Origin of the sequence: Burkholderia sp. PAMC 26561, assembly GCF_001557535.2 — a bacterium.
In the GTDB taxonomy this organism is placed as follows: Bacteria; Pseudomonadota; Gammaproteobacteria; order Burkholderiales; family Burkholderiaceae; genus Caballeronia.
Genome location: NZ_CP014306.1, coordinates 1539467 through 1554491 on the forward strand (window position 1 = coordinate 1539467; position 15025 = coordinate 1554491).

17 protein-coding genes are annotated in these 15025 nt (G+C 59.2%); 12 read left to right on the plus strand and 5 right to left on the minus strand.

What is annotated here, in order from left to right; all coding sequences use genetic code 11:
* Nucleotides 1-50: 50 nt before the first annotated feature.
* The 4 genes from cyoA to cyoD are packed head-to-tail and all read left to right on the plus strand — an operon-like array spanning nt 51 to nt 3892.
* Nucleotides 51-944, plus strand: a complete 894-nt coding sequence (gene cyoA / locus AXG89_RS07280; RefSeq protein WP_062168871.1) for a ubiquinol oxidase subunit II — start codon at nt 51-53, stop codon at nt 942-944.
* Nucleotides 945-959: 15 nt separating this feature from the next.
* Complete coding sequence (gene cyoB / locus AXG89_RS07285; RefSeq protein ID WP_062170392.1) at nt 960-2951, plus strand: cytochrome o ubiquinol oxidase subunit I; 1992 nt, start codon at nt 960-962, stop codon at nt 2949-2951.
* The gene (gene cyoC, locus AXG89_RS07290) at nt 2951-3559 is read left to right on the plus strand and encodes a cytochrome o ubiquinol oxidase subunit III (protein WP_062168873.1); all 609 of its coding nucleotides are present in this window, start codon (nt 2951-2953) and stop codon (nt 3557-3559) included. Before cyoB ends, cyoC begins: the two co-directional genes overlap by 1 nt.
* The gene (gene cyoD, locus AXG89_RS07295; protein ID WP_062168875.1) at nt 3560-3892 is read left to right on the plus strand and encodes a cytochrome o ubiquinol oxidase subunit IV; all 333 of its coding nucleotides are present in this window, start codon (nt 3560-3562) and stop codon (nt 3890-3892) included. It begins immediately after the preceding gene.
* A 76-nt stretch (nt 3893-3968) separates the two neighbouring features.
* On the opposite strand, the gene rpoH is transcribed toward cyoD, so the two are convergent.
* Nucleotides 3969-4904 carry an RNA polymerase sigma factor RpoH gene (gene rpoH, locus AXG89_RS07300; RefSeq protein ID WP_061998349.1) on the minus strand — a complete coding sequence of 312 codons (936 nt, stop codon included), beginning with the start codon at nt 4902-4904 and terminating at the stop codon, nt 3969-3971.
* 395 nt (nt 4905-5299) lie between these two features.
* On the opposite strand from rpoH, the gene AXG89_RS07305 reads away from it, so the two are divergent.
* Together AXG89_RS07305 and AXG89_RS07310 are read left to right on the plus strand one after the other, a co-directional pair.
* Entirely contained in the window at nt 5300-5866 is a 567-nt protein-coding gene (locus AXG89_RS07305) for an acyloxyacyl hydrolase (protein WP_062168877.1), read from the plus strand.
* 46 nt (nt 5867-5912) lie between these two features.
* Nucleotides 5913-6308, plus strand: coding sequence for a nuclear transport factor 2 family protein (locus AXG89_RS07310; protein ID WP_062168879.1), 396 nt, complete (start codon nt 5913-5915; stop codon nt 6306-6308).
* Nucleotides 6309-6435: 127 nt separating this feature from the next.
* On the opposite strand, the gene leuA is transcribed toward AXG89_RS07310, so the two are convergent.
* On the minus strand, nt 6436-8094 hold the full coding sequence (gene leuA, locus AXG89_RS07315; protein WP_062170394.1) for a 2-isopropylmalate synthase: 1659 nt from the start codon (nt 8092-8094) through the stop codon (nt 6436-6438).
* Between the two features lie 424 nt (nt 8095-8518).
* Nucleotides 8519-9487 (minus strand): DNA-binding protein YbiB, encoded by a 969-nt coding sequence (gene ybiB, locus AXG89_RS07320; protein ID WP_062170396.1) that lies wholly within the window; start codon nt 9485-9487, stop codon nt 8519-8521.
* A gap of 225 nt (nt 9488-9712) precedes the next feature.
* On the opposite strand from ybiB, the gene AXG89_RS07325 reads away from it, so the two are divergent.
* Genes AXG89_RS07325 through AXG89_RS07335 form a run of 3 tightly spaced genes read left to right on the plus strand, consistent with a single transcriptional unit; the run spans nt 9713 to nt 11685 of the window.
* The gene (locus tag AXG89_RS07325; protein WP_062168881.1) at nt 9713-10411 is read left to right on the plus strand and encodes a fumarylacetoacetate hydrolase family protein; all 699 of its coding nucleotides are present in this window, start codon (nt 9713-9715) and stop codon (nt 10409-10411) included.
* A gap of 21 nt (nt 10412-10432) precedes the next feature.
* Nucleotides 10433-11077: a maleylacetoacetate isomerase gene (gene maiA, locus AXG89_RS07330; RefSeq protein WP_062168883.1), complete on the plus strand. Its 645-nt coding sequence runs from the start codon at nt 10433-10435 to the stop codon at nt 11075-11077.
* Nucleotides 11074-11685: a LysE/ArgO family amino acid transporter gene (locus AXG89_RS07335; protein WP_062168885.1), complete on the plus strand. Its 612-nt coding sequence runs from the start codon at nt 11074-11076 to the stop codon at nt 11683-11685. Before maiA ends, AXG89_RS07335 begins: the two co-directional genes overlap by 4 nt.
* A gap of 44 nt (nt 11686-11729) precedes the next feature.
* Here the strand turns inward: AXG89_RS07335 and ftsY are convergent, their stop codons facing one another.
* Complete coding sequence (gene ftsY, locus AXG89_RS07340; protein WP_062168887.1) at nt 11730-12968, minus strand: signal recognition particle-docking protein FtsY; 1239 nt, start codon at nt 12966-12968, stop codon at nt 11730-11732.
* Nucleotides 12969-13017: 49 nt separating this feature from the next.
* Entirely contained in the window at nt 13018-13167 is a 150-nt protein-coding gene (locus tag AXG89_RS42025; RefSeq protein ID WP_162916013.1) for a hypothetical protein, read from the minus strand.
* A gap of 145 nt (nt 13168-13312) precedes the next feature.
* Between AXG89_RS42025 and rsmD the strand changes: the two genes are divergently transcribed.
* From rsmD to AXG89_RS07355, 3 genes are all read left to right on the plus strand, one after another.
* The gene (rsmD, locus tag AXG89_RS07345) at nt 13313-14005 is read left to right on the plus strand and encodes a 16S rRNA (guanine(966)-N(2))-methyltransferase RsmD (protein WP_082771359.1); all 693 of its coding nucleotides are present in this window, start codon (nt 13313-13315) and stop codon (nt 14003-14005) included.
* Between the two features lie 190 nt (nt 14006-14195).
* Nucleotides 14196-14699, plus strand: a complete 504-nt coding sequence (gene coaD / locus AXG89_RS07350; protein WP_061998356.1) for a pantetheine-phosphate adenylyltransferase — start codon at nt 14196-14198, stop codon at nt 14697-14699.
* A gap of 45 nt (nt 14700-14744) precedes the next feature.
* Entirely contained in the window at nt 14745-15002 is a 258-nt protein-coding gene (locus tag AXG89_RS07355) for a YfhL family 4Fe-4S dicluster ferredoxin (protein WP_061998357.1), read from the plus strand.
* Nucleotides 15003-15025: the final 23 nt, after the last annotated feature.

The following is a 15025-nucleotide window of genomic DNA, read 5'->3' on the forward strand; positions in this document are numbered from 1 at the left end:
GTTGAAAGTCTAAAACGTAATATCTCAAAAACGTTGAAATCGGGCAAGGTATGAAACAAAAATCCGGGTCGGGGTTTTGCAAGCGGTTAGCAATTTTCCCTGCTCTTCTTCTGTCAGGTTGCGGCGGCCAGATGGATCTTCTCGATCCAAAAGGCAGCATCGGACTGGCTGAGAAGAATCTTATTCTGACGTCCACGTACGCCATGCTGATCGTGGTCGTACCGGTTATTTTCCTGACGCTGCTGTTTGCATGGAAGTATCGGGCGTCGAATACTTCCGCTGAATATTTACCGAAATGGGCGCATTCGACCAAGATCGAGATTGTGATCTGGCTGGTGCCTGCACTGATCATTCTCTATCTCGGTATTCTGACTTACAAGAGTACACATGCACTGGATCCTTATAAGCCGCTGGAATCAGGGGTAAAGCCAATCAATGTCGAAGTTGTTGCGCTCGACTGGAAGTGGCTTTTCATCTATCCGGATCTTGGCATTGCCACAGTTAATCAAATTCAATTTCCAGTCGGTACCCCGGTGAGCTTCAAGATCACGTCGGATTCGGTGATGAACTCGTTTTTCATCCCGCAATTGGGCGGTCAGATCTATGCAATGGCGGGCATGCAGACCAAGTTGCATCTGATCGCGGACCATGCCGGCGACTATGCCGGTTTGTCTGCGAATTTCAGCGGACATGGATTTTCGGATATGAAGTTTCGCGCCATCGCGACCACGCCCGAAGAGTTCGCAGCCTGGGTCAAAAAGGTGAAGGCATCGCCGAGCCAGCTTGATGGCGTGAACTATGCCGCTGTTGCCGCGCCGACCGAAAAGCAACCGGTCCAGTACTTCTCGAAGGTCGACGCGAATCTGTTCCAGACCATCGTCGCGAAATACAACAACGGGCATGCTCGCAACATACCCGACCCCATCTGCCGTACGAAGGGATAAGTCATGTTTGGAAATTTGCTGGGAAAACTAACGCTGGCGGACATACCGTTCGACCAGCCCATCATCATGGGTGCGGCAGCGTTCATGGCGCTCATCGTGGTGGCCGTGGTCGTCGGGCTGACGTGGTCCGGAAAGTGGGGCTATTTGTGGCGTGAATGGCTTACGTCGGTCGATCACAAGAAGATTGGCGTGATGTACATCGTGGTAGCGGTACTGATGCTGCTGCGTGGTTTTGTCGACGCGCTCATGATGCGCACGCAACTCGCACTCGCTTATAACGGGCCGGGCTTCCTGCCGCCCGAGCATTACAACCAGGTCTTCACGGCGCACGGCGTCATCATGATTTTCTTCATGGCGATGGCCTTCATGATCGGCTTGATGAACATTGTCGTGCCGTTGCAAATCGGCGCACGCGATGTCGCGTTTCCGTTCATCAACTCGCTCAGTTTCTGGATGACGGCGGTTGCAGCGATCCTGATCAACGTTTCCCTGGTGATCGGTGACTTCGCGCAAACGGGCTGGCTTGCCTATCCGCCGCTGTCCGAGCTGCAGTTCAGTCCGGGTGTGGGTGTCGACTACTACTTATGGAGTTTGCAACTTTCCGGAATAGGAACGTTACTCACCGGCGTCAACTTCTTCGTCACGATCATCAAGATGCGCGCGCCCGGCATGACGTACATGAAGATGCCCGTATTCACGTGGACGTCGCTGTGCTCGAACGTGCTGATTCTCGCCACGTTCCCGATCCTGACCGCAACGCTCGCATTGCTCGCGCTCGACCGTTATCTCGGCATGCACTTCTTCACGAACGATGCCGGCGGCAATGCCATGCTTTATCTGAACCTGATCTGGGCTTGGGGGCATCCGGAGGTGTACATCCTGGTATTGCCGGCGTTCGGCATCTATTCGGAAGTCGTCGCCACGTTCGCCAAGAAGCCGCTGTTTGGCTACAAGACAATGGTCTACGCCACGTGCTCGATCATGGTGCTGTCGTTGCTGGTCTGGTTGCATCACTTCTTCACCATGGGTTCCGGCGCGAACGTGAATGCGTTCTTCGGGATCATGACCATGATCATCGCCATTCCGACCGGCGTGAAGATCTTCAACTGGCTGTTCACCATCTATAAGGGCCGCCTGGAGTTGTCGTCGCCTGTGTTGTGGACGATCGGCTTCATGATCACGTTCACCATCGGCGGCATGACGGGCGTGCTGCTGGCCGTGCCCGGCGCGGACTTCGTGCTGCACAACAGCCTGTTCCTGATCGCTCACTTCCATAACGCAATCATCGGCGGCGTGGTGTTTGGTTATTTCGCCGGCTTCACGTACTGGTTCCCGAAGGCGTTCGGTTTCAAGCTGAACGAAACGCTTGGCAAGTGCGCGTTCTGGTGCTGGCTCATCGGTTTCTGGACCGCATTCATGCCGCTGTACGTACTGGGCTTCATGGGCGCAACCCGCCGTATGAACCACTACGACACACCGGGCTGGCAACCGTACATGATCGTCGCGCTGATCGGCGCGCTGATCATCTTGCTCGGCGTGGTGCTTCAGATTACTCAAGTCGTGGTCAGCGTAGTGAAGCGCAATTCGCCGGCATACAAGGACGTCACGGGCGATCCGTGGAACGGCCGCACGCTCGAATGGGCGACCAGCTCGCCACCGCCGGTTTATAACTTCGCGGTCCTGCCCGTGGTGCATGAACTCGACGCCTTCGCTCACATGAAAGAACGCGGCCGCACGCGTCACGCACGCGAGGCCTATCGCGATATCCACATGCCCCGCAATACGAGCGCCGGCCTGATCGTCGCGTTGTTCAGTCTGGCGATCGGTTTTGCGCTGGTCTGGCACATCTGGTGGCTTGCTATTGCCGGATTGCTGGGCGTGATCGTCACGCTGATCATTCGCAGCAACGACACCGACATCGACTACACCATTCCCGCCGCGACCGTTGCCGGAATGGATGGCTCGCCGGCGCAAACGCGCGCGCGCGATCTGCAGGAGGCACTGTAATGCTGACTAAAACCCTCTCACTCAATTCGTCGGAATCGCACGACGATCACGGTTCATCGAATACGGTCCTCGGGTTCTGGGTGTACCTGATGACCGACTGCATCATCTTTGCGTCGTTGTTCGCCGTATTCGCCGTGATGGGAAACCAGTTCGCGGGAGGTCCTTCAGGCAAGGACGTCTTCGAACTGCCTGGGGTCATGCTGGAAACCGCGATCCTGCTGGTCAGCAGCATCACATTCGGCTTCGGCATGCTGGCCGCGTACAAGGGCAAGAAGGCTGCGTTGCTGGCGTGGCTCGGCGTCACGTTCCTGCTGGGCGCGGCGTTTATCGTGCTGGAAATACACGAGTTTCACTTGTTGATCCAGCAGGGTTATGGCCCGGGCACCAGCGCGTTTTTGTCGGCGTTTTTCACGCTGGTGGGAACACACGGACTGCATGTCACGGCAGGCCTGATCTGGATGGTCGTGCTGGCTGTGCAGGTTATCGGCAACAAGAAAGTTACCCAACGCGATCTGACACGCCTCGCGTGCCTGAGCCTGTTCTGGCACTTCCTGGATATTGTCTGGATCTGCGTCTTCACCTTTGTTTATCTGACGAGCGTCGTATAAATGGCACACGCACAATCAATCGATACCGGCGCGGGCCACGGCAGCGTTCGCTCGTATGTCATCGGCTTTGTTCTGTCGGTCGTGCTCACGGCCGCAGCGTTCGGGTTGGTCATGCAACAGGCGTTGGGCCAGACTGAAACGATCATCGCGATCTCGGTGCTCGCGTTCATCCAGATCCTCGTGCATCTCATGTTCTTCCTGCACATGAATACGTCGTCATCGCAGCGATGGAACGTCGTCGCATTCGGATTCACCGTTCTGGTGGCCGTGATCGTGATCGGCGGCACGTTATGGGTGATGCATAACGTCGGCCACCACATGATGTCGCGCTAGGCTCCCAAGCTCACACGCACAGAAAAAAAGCCCGCTGTCTTTCGACAGCGGGCTTTTCGAACTTTCGGCTTACGGGTTATGCGTATTCGTGCAGCGCCGTGCGCATCTTCTTCATTGCGCTAGCTTCGATCTGACGAATCCGTTCGGCCGATACACCAAATTCGTCGGCGAGTTCATGCAGCGTCTTGCCGCCCGAGCCGTCGTCTTCCACCTCGAGCCAGCGCGCCTGGACGATCCGGCGGCTACGTTCATCGAGCGATTCAAGCGCGGTGGACAATCCTTCGCTCTGCAGCTTGTCGAACTGACGCGATGCCAGCACGTTGGTCGGCTCGTTGTGCGAATCCGCCAGATAGGCGATCGGCGCGTACGATTCCTCGCCGTCGTCAATCTGGCCTTCCAGCGCGATGTCGCCGCCGGACAGACGCGTCTCCATTTCCGAGACTTCCTCGCGCTTCACATTCAGCTCTTTTGCAAGACTGTCCACTTCGCCCGGTGTGAACGCGTTGTGTCCGGTCTTGTGGCTGCGCAGGTTGAAGAACAGCTTGCGCTGTGCCTTCGTGGTCGCAACCTTCACCGTGCGCCAGTTGCGCAGGATGTATTCATGAATCTCGGCCTTGATCCAGTGCATGGCGTACGAAACGAGCCGCACATTTTGCTGCGGGTCGAAACGCTTTACAGCCTTCATCAAGCCGATGTTGCCTTCCTGGATCAAGTCGGCATGCGGCAGGCCGTAGCCCAGATAATTCCGGGCGATGGACACGACCAGGCGCAAGTGCGACAGCACGAGCTGACGGGCAGCGTCGAGGTTGTCGTTCTCGCGAAATTCGGTGGCGTACTGACGTTCTTCCGACGGCGTTAGCATCGGAATCCGGTTGACAGCCGAAATGTAGGCGTCGATGTTGCCGATCTGACCGGTCAACATGGACGACTGCGCAAACGTCAGCGCACCTGCCGAAGCGGCCTTGGCCGACGCCGAGTGTCCAGTATTCGGAAGGGTTATCGCATTGGTCACGCTTGTCTGCTCCTTATCAACAAAAAACCCGATGAAAAACCGGGTCCAGCCACAATATTAGCACTCTGCTATTTCGAGTGCTAAAGATTAGAGGGGCAATCAACCCGAGAGTTCCCCAAAAGCTATTAGAACTGATGCTCCAATAGCCCGTAGGTGATTTCCCGAACCTTTCCTTGGATTTCGCCAGAAGAAACGAGTTCCTTGCCAATTTTACCGAAAGAAACTTGCAAGTTTTAGCACGATTTACCTCTTAAATCGTCGATCGGCGAAACTTAATGCCGCATTTCCAACAATCCACAGAACTGTTTTGAGCTTTTTTTTGAGACCGTCTCTAAAATGGCGACGTGCCGCTTTTGCGGTAATTGCGTTTCGAGAAACCAGCCCCGGAGTAGTTCATGCAAAAGAACAAAAGTGTTTGGCAAAAACGCTCTTTTTACGGTGCCCTGCTGGGGGCGCTTGCCCTGGTTTCGGCGAGTGCCAAAGCAGATCAGTTTGGCGTGCAGATCGCCGGCGGGGTTGCCGACCACGATGTCCGCAAGGCGGACGTCGGCGTTGTGTGGGACCCGAACTGGACTTGGTGGGAGATCGGCGGCTTCCATTTCACCGTTGTAGGCGAAGCGCACGTCGCTTACTGGGACATTCGCGAGAGCAACGCTGCACATCCGAATATCTGGGAATTCGGGCTGACGCCGGTATTCCGGTTCATCAAGAGTTCTGGCTGGTTCAGGCCGTATGTGGAGGCGGGCGTCGGCGTGCGGCTCCTGTCGCACGTGCGCGAGACGCAGGACCGTACGTTCTCATCGTCCTTCCAGTTTGCCGACATGGTGGGTGTCGGCGCGGCGTTCGGCGCGCATCAGAACTACCAGGCGGGCTTCCGGTTTCAGCATTTGTCCAACGCCGGTATCGAACACCCGAATCCTGGTATAAATTTCAGCCAGTTATATTTGCAGTACAACTTCTGACGGGGACCGGGTCCATCGGGTCCTCCATCGTGAGAGGAACCGATCGATGCCGGCACAACCCCCCGATGCGCCCGCCGAGGCAATCCGCGAACTCGAGCGCAGCCGTTTTCGCGCAATGGTCGACGGCGACGGCGAGGTGCTCGACACGCTGCTGGCGGACAACGCCAGCTATGTCCACACCAACGGCAAGCGTGAGTCGAAGCGGCAGTTTATCGATGCAATCACCGCCGGCCGGCGGCGCTACCGGCAAATCGAGATCGAGACTCAGGACCTGATGCCGGGCGGGCGGGACACGTGGATAGTGCATGGACGCGCGCTGATCGAGATGGAGTCGAAAAACGGCGCGCTGTTGTTTCCGATCGCTTACACGGCGGTTCATCTTTACGTCAATGGGCAATACAGATTGCTCGCGATGCAGGCGACCCGCGTGGCGCTGGATTAGCGCCGTCGATGCCCGCCGGGTTGGGCATCTGAAGACCGGTAGCGAAGGACAGCGCCTTGTAAGCGCAGATCGCGGTGCCGGTCCCCAGGAATCACCTGTTTTACCACTCGCAAAAATTTGCTAAACGCTAAGCCGCAACTGCTTCGTCCTCCACCGCCTTGCGTCCCGCCCAGCGCGAGCGGTTGACCGCGCTGATAATCGCATCGCTGATAGCCTGAACCGCGTTTGCATGCACGGCGACGCCGTAACGCGCGGTCTGATCGCCAATCCGGCAACCGATGAACACCGCCGTCTCTCCCTTAGCCGTCACCGCTGTCTCAAACGAAGTCACATCGATCGCGGCGCCCGCCGCCTCGCTCATTGCAGCCGCGACGGCCTGGGCATGCGCTTCGTCGGCCGTCTTCGACACCGGCACCAATACGCGACGGTCGTTGAAGCGAATCGCCGAAGCGTCGGCGCGTGACGCGGGCCCTTTTGCATCGAAGTATTCGCGTTTGAAGAGGGCGCAAATGGCGTCGCCTGAAACTTCTTCGCCGGAGGAATCGGCGACTTTTTGAACAGCGTGGCTGAACTCGATCTGCACGCGCCGCGGCGGCGTGAATCCCAACCCGCGTTCGAGGAGATAAGTCGCGCCTCCCTTGCCCGACTGGCTGTTCACGCGGATCACGGCGTCGTAGCTACGGCCGAGGTCGGCGGGGTCGATCGGGAGATAGGGCACATCCCACACGGTGCCGGCCACGCGCTGCGCAAATCCCTTGCGGATTGCGTCCTGGTGCGAACCTGAGAAGGCCGTGAACACGAGATCGCCGGCATACGGGTGACGCGGATGCACGGGGATCTGATTGCATCGTTCGACGACACGCCGCACGCCATCGATATCCGAAAAATCGAGGCCCGGGTCGACGCCTTGTGTGTACAGGTTCATGGCGAGCGTGACGAGATCCACGTTGCCAGTGCGCTCGCCGTTGCCGAAAAGACATCCTTCCACGCGATCCGCGCCTGCCAGGATCGCGAGTTCCGCCGCGGCGACCGCCGTGCCGCGATCATTATGCGGATGCACCGAAAGCACGATGCTGTCGCGATAACCCATGTTGCGGTCCATCCACTCGACCTGATCCGCGAACACGTTAGGCATGGCCGCTTCGACCGTGGCGGGCAAGTTCACGATCATCTTGTGATCGGGCGTCGGCCGCCACATTTGCGCGACGGCGTCGCAGACTTCGCGGGAAAACGAAAGCTCGGTCATGCTGAACGTTTCCGGCGAATACTGATACGTCCAGTGTGTGCCGGGGTGCGCTGCGGCGCATTCCTTGATGATGCGCGTGCCTTCCACCGCCAGCGCCTTGGTTTCTTCCTTCGTCATCCCGAAGACGATTTTCCTGAACGACGGACAAATCGCGTTGTACAGATGCACGATCACGTTCGGCGCGCCTTCCACCGCTTCAAACGTTCGCTCGATGAGGTCCCGGCGCGATTGCACGAGCACTTCGATGGTGACATCGGCGGGAATGCGGTTTTCCGTGATCAGCTTGCGCGCGAAGTCGAAATCCGTCTGCGATGCCGACGGAAAACCCACTTCGATTTCCTTGAAACCCACCGCCACCAGCATCTCGAAGAATTCGAGTTTGGCGTCGATGCTCATCGGGTCGATCAGCGCCTGGTTGCCGTCGCGAAGATCGGTGCTCATCCAGATGGGCGCCCGTTCGATCGTACGGGTCGGCCATTGGCGGCCTTTGAGCGTGACTTGAGGGAAAGGGCGGTATTTCTCGGAAGGGTTGCGCATCATCATCGTGGGCCTCGGCTGAACGCGTTGTACGCGTGAAAGCGCAGTCGTTGCGAGGCGGACACTTGGCCGGCGGCTTGCCGGCATGGGTCCGATGCGCGCTGCCAGGGTTCACGTGTTGCCCGGACGCGGATGACGCCGGTGACAAACGTGAACGATGCAAATGCAGCGTGCATGTGATCCTCGCGTTTTCGTGGCCGTGGATGAACGGACGAAAGCAGACGACTACGGGTGGTGAAAAGGGAACTGCGAAAGGGGCACTACGGGACTACAGGCGGGACCGGGCGTTGGGAACGCACGGCGCCACGTTTAGCGACTTACGCTAGACGTGGCGATAGGGGCCGCGCTAGGCGACCCAGGGTAATTCGAAGGGAGGAGAATTGGGCAAAGCTCATTACTGCACAGTAGCCGACGGCGTGCGGGTTTGTCAACCTGCTTGTCTTCTGACGATTTCCGCAATCAGCTCGGCCTGACGCGCGAGCGCGGCGGGAATCGGCGCTTCGCCGCGCAGAACGGTCTCGATCCAGCGCGCGGTAGTCGCTGCGTCGAGGGCCTCGGGCAAGGGCACGGCAGGCGCTTCCGGCGACGAGCGTTCCGGCGAGAGCAGCGTTTCTGCATGACCATCGTGGAACCAGTCGACTTGCACTTGACGGCGTGTATCGGCGACCGCTTCGCCTTCCGTGCCCCGGGCGAGCAGCGCGCCGCCAGCGGCGGCATCGGGATGTTCGGTGAAAAGTCCCGTCAGGCTTTCCCGATATTCCGGATGCGTGTAGTTCACGAGCCGCAGGCCGGGCTGCGCGAACGGCTGGAGGATCTTGACCAGGGTGTGCGTTGAATTGCGCACGCCCATGATCCGCCGGATGGCCAGAAGACGCGCGAGCTTCGGCGCGAGCACCCCGATGGGCGCGAACGACAGGCGGCGGGAGGCGAGGTTGTCCTCGATCTCATCGTGTGAAGTCGAAGCTTCGATACCCAGTTCCGCGAAAATCGCCGCGCTCGTCACGCGCCCCGGGTCGTCGGTCACGCCGTGCACGAGCACGGGCACGCCTTCACGCGCGAGCAGAAGCGCCAGAAGCGGTGTCAGGTTGGGCTGCTTGCGCGCGCCGTTGTAAGTCGGAATCGATACCGGACGCGCGTCATCGCGGCCATTCTGGATATGCAGGGGCTCGAACGAGCGATGCGCGGCCGCGAGCATCGCGGCGAGCTCCGCCGAGGTCTCCCCCTTCACGCGATACGCCAGCAATACCGCGCCGAGCTCGAGGTCGGAAACGCGGTTGTCGAGCATCGCTTCGTAGAGCGCGTATGTGTCCTCGCGCGTGAGCGCACGCGCACCGTTTGGCCCGCGGCCAATTTCCTTGATGAAACGGGCGCAGGGGAAAGCAGGGGAGTCGGTCATCGAATGGTCCGGGCGGCCGTCTGGTTGTGCACGTTCAGCCGCTTCAGTTGCGCAGTGCGGAAACATATTCAGTACCGCATTTGCGGCGGCCTTGCAAGCAATTGAGCCGCGTCTGCCCCACCTCCCATGCCATTCGGCCGAGTCGCGACGGCAAACCGCGCACGTTAAACTTGAGTCCTTGGTCGAGCCATCCGGGTCGAGTCATACCAACAGGAGAGAAGCGCGATGAGTCATGTATTTGCTGCGGCGCCCGTGGTTGCTGTACCGGTAGCCGGTTCCAGCGACGAATTTCCCGTTCGCCGGATCTATTGCGTCGGCCGGAACTACGAGGCGCACGCGCGTGAGATGGGCCACGATCCAGATCGCGAGCCGCCGTTCTTTTTCGCCAAGCCCGCTGATGCCGTGCTGTTTGTCGCACCCGGCGCGACCGGCGAATTCCCGTATCCGTCGCAATCGAAGAATGTGCAATTCGAGATGGAACTGGTTGCGGCCATCGGCAAGCGGGGCAAGGACATTCCCGCCGATCAAGCGCTTGACTACGTGTTCGGCTACGCGCTCGGCCTCGACATGACTCGCCGCGACTTGCAGGCCGAAGCGAAGAAACTCGGCCGTCCGTGGGATACCGCAAAGGGCTTCGATCAATCCGCGCCGCTTGGTCCAATTCATCCGGTCGCGCAAGTCGGGCATCTGGAAAAAAGCGCGATCTGGCTCACGGTCAATGGCGAAGAAAAGCAGCGCTCGGACATCTCGCAACTGATCTGGTCGGTCGGTGAGACGATCGCGTATTTATCGACTTTGTTCGAGTTGTTCCCCGGCGACCTGATTTTCACGGGCACGCCTGAAGGCGTTGGCGCGATCCAGAAAGGCGACTTGATGAAAGGTGGCGTGGACGGAATCGGCGAATTTGCGGTGCGCGTGGTCTGACTTTAAAAACGGGAGGGGACGATGAAGCTCTATAGCTATTTTCGGAGTTCGGCCGCGTATCGCGTGCGGATTGCGCTGAACCTCAAAGGGCTCGATTACGACTACGCACCGATTCATCTGCTGCGCGATGGTGGGGAGCAACTTAAGCCCGAGTATCGAGAGCTGAATCCGGATGGCATCGTGCCAACGCTCGTGGACGGCGACGACGTGCTGACGCAGTCGATTGCGATCATCGAATATCTGGAAGAGACGCATCCCGAGCCGGCATTGCTGCCGGGCACCGCTCTCGATCGTGCGTTCATTCGTTCGGTCGCGCTGCAGGTAGCGTGCGAAATTCATCCCATCGACAACTTGCGGGTGCTGAAGTACCTGAAGCACACGCTGAAGGTTGGCGAAGAAGCGAAAGACGCGTGGTACAGGTATTGGCTGGAAGCGGGATTCAGCTCGCTGGAAAAGCGTCTTGCGAACGATCCGCGCGTGGGCGCGCTGTGCTTCGGCGATACCTCCACGCTCGCGGATCTGTGTCTCGTGCCGCAAGTGTTCAATGCGCGGCGTTTCAATATCGATACGAGCCGGTATCCGACGATCGAACGTATTGTCGAACACGCCGGGCAAATCGATGCGTTCGCGCGCGCTGCGCCAGGGCAGCAACCGGACGCAGAATGACGACAGCAGTTTTTTTATCCGGCGCCGGGCTTGGCGCAAGTTTGATCATCGCGATTGGCGCTCAGAACGCGTTTGTATTACGGCAAGGTTTGAAGCGCAGACACGTAGGCCTGGTCGTCTCGATCTGCGCGCTGATCGATGTATTGCTGATTGGGTTGGGTATCGGCGGAATGGGCGCGTTGATTGCCCGTGCGCCGGTGCTGCTCGACGTGATTCGATGGGCCGGTGCAGTGTTCCTGTTCCTCTACGGCGTTCGGGCGTTTCATGCGGCATTGAAAGGGCCGGGGCATTTGCAGGCCGAAAACGGCGAGACGCAGACGGCGTTGAAAGCGGCATCGACTGTGCTCGCCTTGTCGCTGCTCAATCCGCACGTTTATCTGGACACCGTTGTGTTGCTGGGTGGGATTGGCGCGCGATACGGCTGGCCGGGGAACGCGTGGTTCGCAGCCGGGGCGATGTGTTCGTCGGTTATCTGGTTCACCACGCTCGGGTTCGGTGCGCGATTGCTGCGGCCGCTGTTCGAGAAAGATGTCTCGTGGCGCGTGCTCGATGTGATCGTGGGTGTGGTGATGTGGTGGATTGCCGGGATGCTGATCTTTTCGCATTAGAGCTTTCGCGCTGCGGGCGTCGAGAAAACGCCCGCAGCATCGGTTCAACTGCCCAGCAACGCGTCCGCGAATTCGTCGGCGCTGAACGGCTGCAGGTCTTCCACCTTCTCGCCCACGCCGATGAAATAAACCGGAATCGGACGCTGGCGTGCGATCGCGGCGAGAATGCCGCCCTTGGCGGTGCCATCTAGTTTCGTCACGATCAACCCGGTCAGGCCGAGGGCATCGTCAAAGGCTTTTACTTGGGCGAGCGCGTTCTGGCCCGTGTTTGCATCGATTACCAGCAAGACTTCGTGCGGCGCATCCGGCTGCGCCTTTGCGATCACGCGCTTCACCTTGCGCAGTTCTTCCATCAGGTGAAGCTGGGTCGGCAGACGGCCGGCGGTGTCAGCCATCATCACGTCGATCTTCCGCGCCTTTGCGGCGCCAACCGCGTCGAAGATCACGGCGGCTGCGTCGCCGCTTTCCTGCGATAAAACCGTCACGTTGTTCCGCTCACCCCACACGCGCAATTGCTCGCGCGCCGCGGCGCGGAACGTGTCGCCGGCGGCCAGCAACACCGACTGGTCGAAGCTTTGCAAATGCTTGGCCAGCTTGCCGATGCTCGTCGTTTTTCCCGCGCCGTTCACACCGGCGATCATCATCACGAGCGGTTGCGCGCGGCCGAGCATCAGCGATTTTTCTAGCGGTCGCAGCAGATCTGCGAGGAGTGAACGCAGCGCGGCCTTCACTTGCATTGCGTCGGTGAGGCGCTCGCTGCGCACTTTTTCGCGCAGTTCTTCGAGCAGATATTCAGTGGCGTCCATACCCGCATCCGACATCAGCAACGCGGTTTCCAGCTCTTCGTAAAGATCGTCATCAATCTTCGCGCCGACGAAAATCCCCGTCAGCCCCGAACTCGTTTTCGACAATCCCGTTTTCAGCCGTGTGATCCAGGAGCGTTTCGCGACCTCTTCCGGCTCAGGCGGCGGCACGATAACAGCCGTTTCCTGCGCCGTGGTCCATTGAGATGCTGTGCGTCCTTGCCAGTAGGGCTTCGCTTGTACTGCAGGTGAGCTGTCAACCGGTTGCGCCGGAGTTACCGGCGTGGTGGCGTGCTGCAGCGAAGCGTCAGGGGTCTGCACCGGCTGTGCCGGCGTAACGGGCGTGGTCGCATGCCGGAGCCCTTCTTCGGCTGGGATTTCGGCTTCGGCTTCGGAATCCAGACCAGCCGCGTCCTCGGCCTGATCTTCCTCAGGCGTGTCGCTCGTTTTGCCTACTAATCGTTTGAAAAAGCTGAACATGGTCTGCAGTGGTGAAGGAGGCGTTTCATCTGTATTGTCGCAAGCGTGTTCAGGAGTCGAACGCCCGCAAAAAAGCCAGGATGACATGGGCCGCCGTGCCGCGAAAAACCGCCAAAAACAGCGGGAAGAGCCGGGCGAAAGGCGTAAAAACGCGAAAGAAACGTATTTTATCAGCCGGCACCGATTGTAGTGGCTGCATGGCGGGTTCCCCCGACATCGAGGATGTCAGGGCTGTGGTAACGTGCCCGCATCGGTGACGCGATCAATCGCACGCCGGCAATGCTTGCAGTCACTTTTTCTCTGTCCCACGCCCGGCTAAACCACCTGCCAACTCACGCACGTCCATGTCCCGCTCTGACATCACCCGAACGCTCACACGAAATCCCGAACGCACCCGCGATAAAAACCGCGACACCGCGCCGAGTCAGCGGGGGCCGAAAGTGCGTGAAGCGCTGCCGTCACGGGGCGGCAAGCCGCATTCCATTCGTATCATCGGCGGTGACTGGAAGCGCACGCCGCTGCCGGTGCTGAGCCTGGATGGTTTGCGACCGACGCCCGACCGCGTGCGCGAGACGCTTTTCAACTGGCTTGGCCAGTCACTCGATGGCCGCCGTTGCCTCGATCTCTTCGCCGGCAGCGGCGCGCTCGGTTTCGAAGCTGCGTCGCGCGGCGCCGCACGCGTCCTGATGGTGGAGCGCAGCGGCCGCGCGGTTGCGCAATTGAAGGCGAACCAGGCGCGTCTCGCCGCGAAAAACATCGAAATCGTCGAAGCCGATGCGCTGCGGCTCGCCGCAAACCTGCCGTCGAACTCCTTCGATGTCGTGTTCCTCGATCCCCCTTTCGGCGATACCGCCATGCTCCAGCGGGCGCTTGAACTCGCGGCGCCGCTGGTATCGGCGAATGGATTGTTGTACGTGGAATCGGGCGAACCGCTCGACCCCGCGGAAGTCCCGGCCTTAGCCGGATGGGCAATTACCCGCGAAGGCAAGGCCGGCGCGGTCCGCTATCATTTGCTGCAGCGCGAAAATGAGGAATAATGCGCGTTCCGAAACGCTGGCCGGCGATTCGCCGGTTTCGGCGGAAGGAACATGCGAAGGGCTTGCATCGGGGCATGATTAGAGACGGCTTCTTGTAGATACCGGCATCGTCCCAATTTTCATCTGGCGAAGTATCGTCAGGAATTCTGCAAAAAAGCGCCAGAAAAAGTATCAGAAGAGGAGATGCCCCATGGTTACTGCCGTTTATCCGGGAACGTTCGATCCGCTCACGCGCGGTCACGAAGACCTTGTGCGACGCGCTTCGAGTATTTTCGATACGCTGGTGGTTGGCGTCGCCGACAGCCGCAATAAGAAGCCGTTTTTCAGCCTGCAGGAACGGCTGGACATTGCCCACGAAGTATTGGGGCACTATCCAAATGTCAAGGTGATGAGCTTCAAGGGACTTTTGAAGGATTTCGTGCGCAAGAACAATGCGCGCGTGATCGTGCGAGGGTTGCGTGCCGTCTCCGACTTCGAATATGAATTCCAGATGGCCGGCATGAACCGTTACCTGTTGCCCGACGTCGAAACCATGTTCATGACGCCCTCGGACCAGTACCAATTCATCTCGGGCACGATCGTGCGCGAGATCGCGCAACTGGGCGGCGATGTCAGCAAGTTCGTGTTTCCATCGGTGGAAAAGCGCCTGCAGGACAAAGTGGGTCCGATCGCGCCTGATTCATCGACGCCCTGAGGGCATCGAAATGCCGGCTGAAACGCCGGACGAAGAGAGTAAAGCATGGCCCTGTTCATTACCGACGAGTGCATCAACTGCGACGTGTGCGAGCCCGAGTGCCCGAACGACGCCATATCGATGGGTGTCGACATCTACGTGATCGACCCGAAAAAATGCACGGAATGCGTCGGACACTACGACGAACCGCAGTGCGTGCAAGTGTGCCCCGTGGAATGCATTCCGCGAGACCCGGCGCATGACGAAAACCCCATCCAGTTGATGGCGAAATATCACGCGTTGATGAAGGCGAAGGGCGTTTGAAGTTGGAGTAACGCCCAACGCCC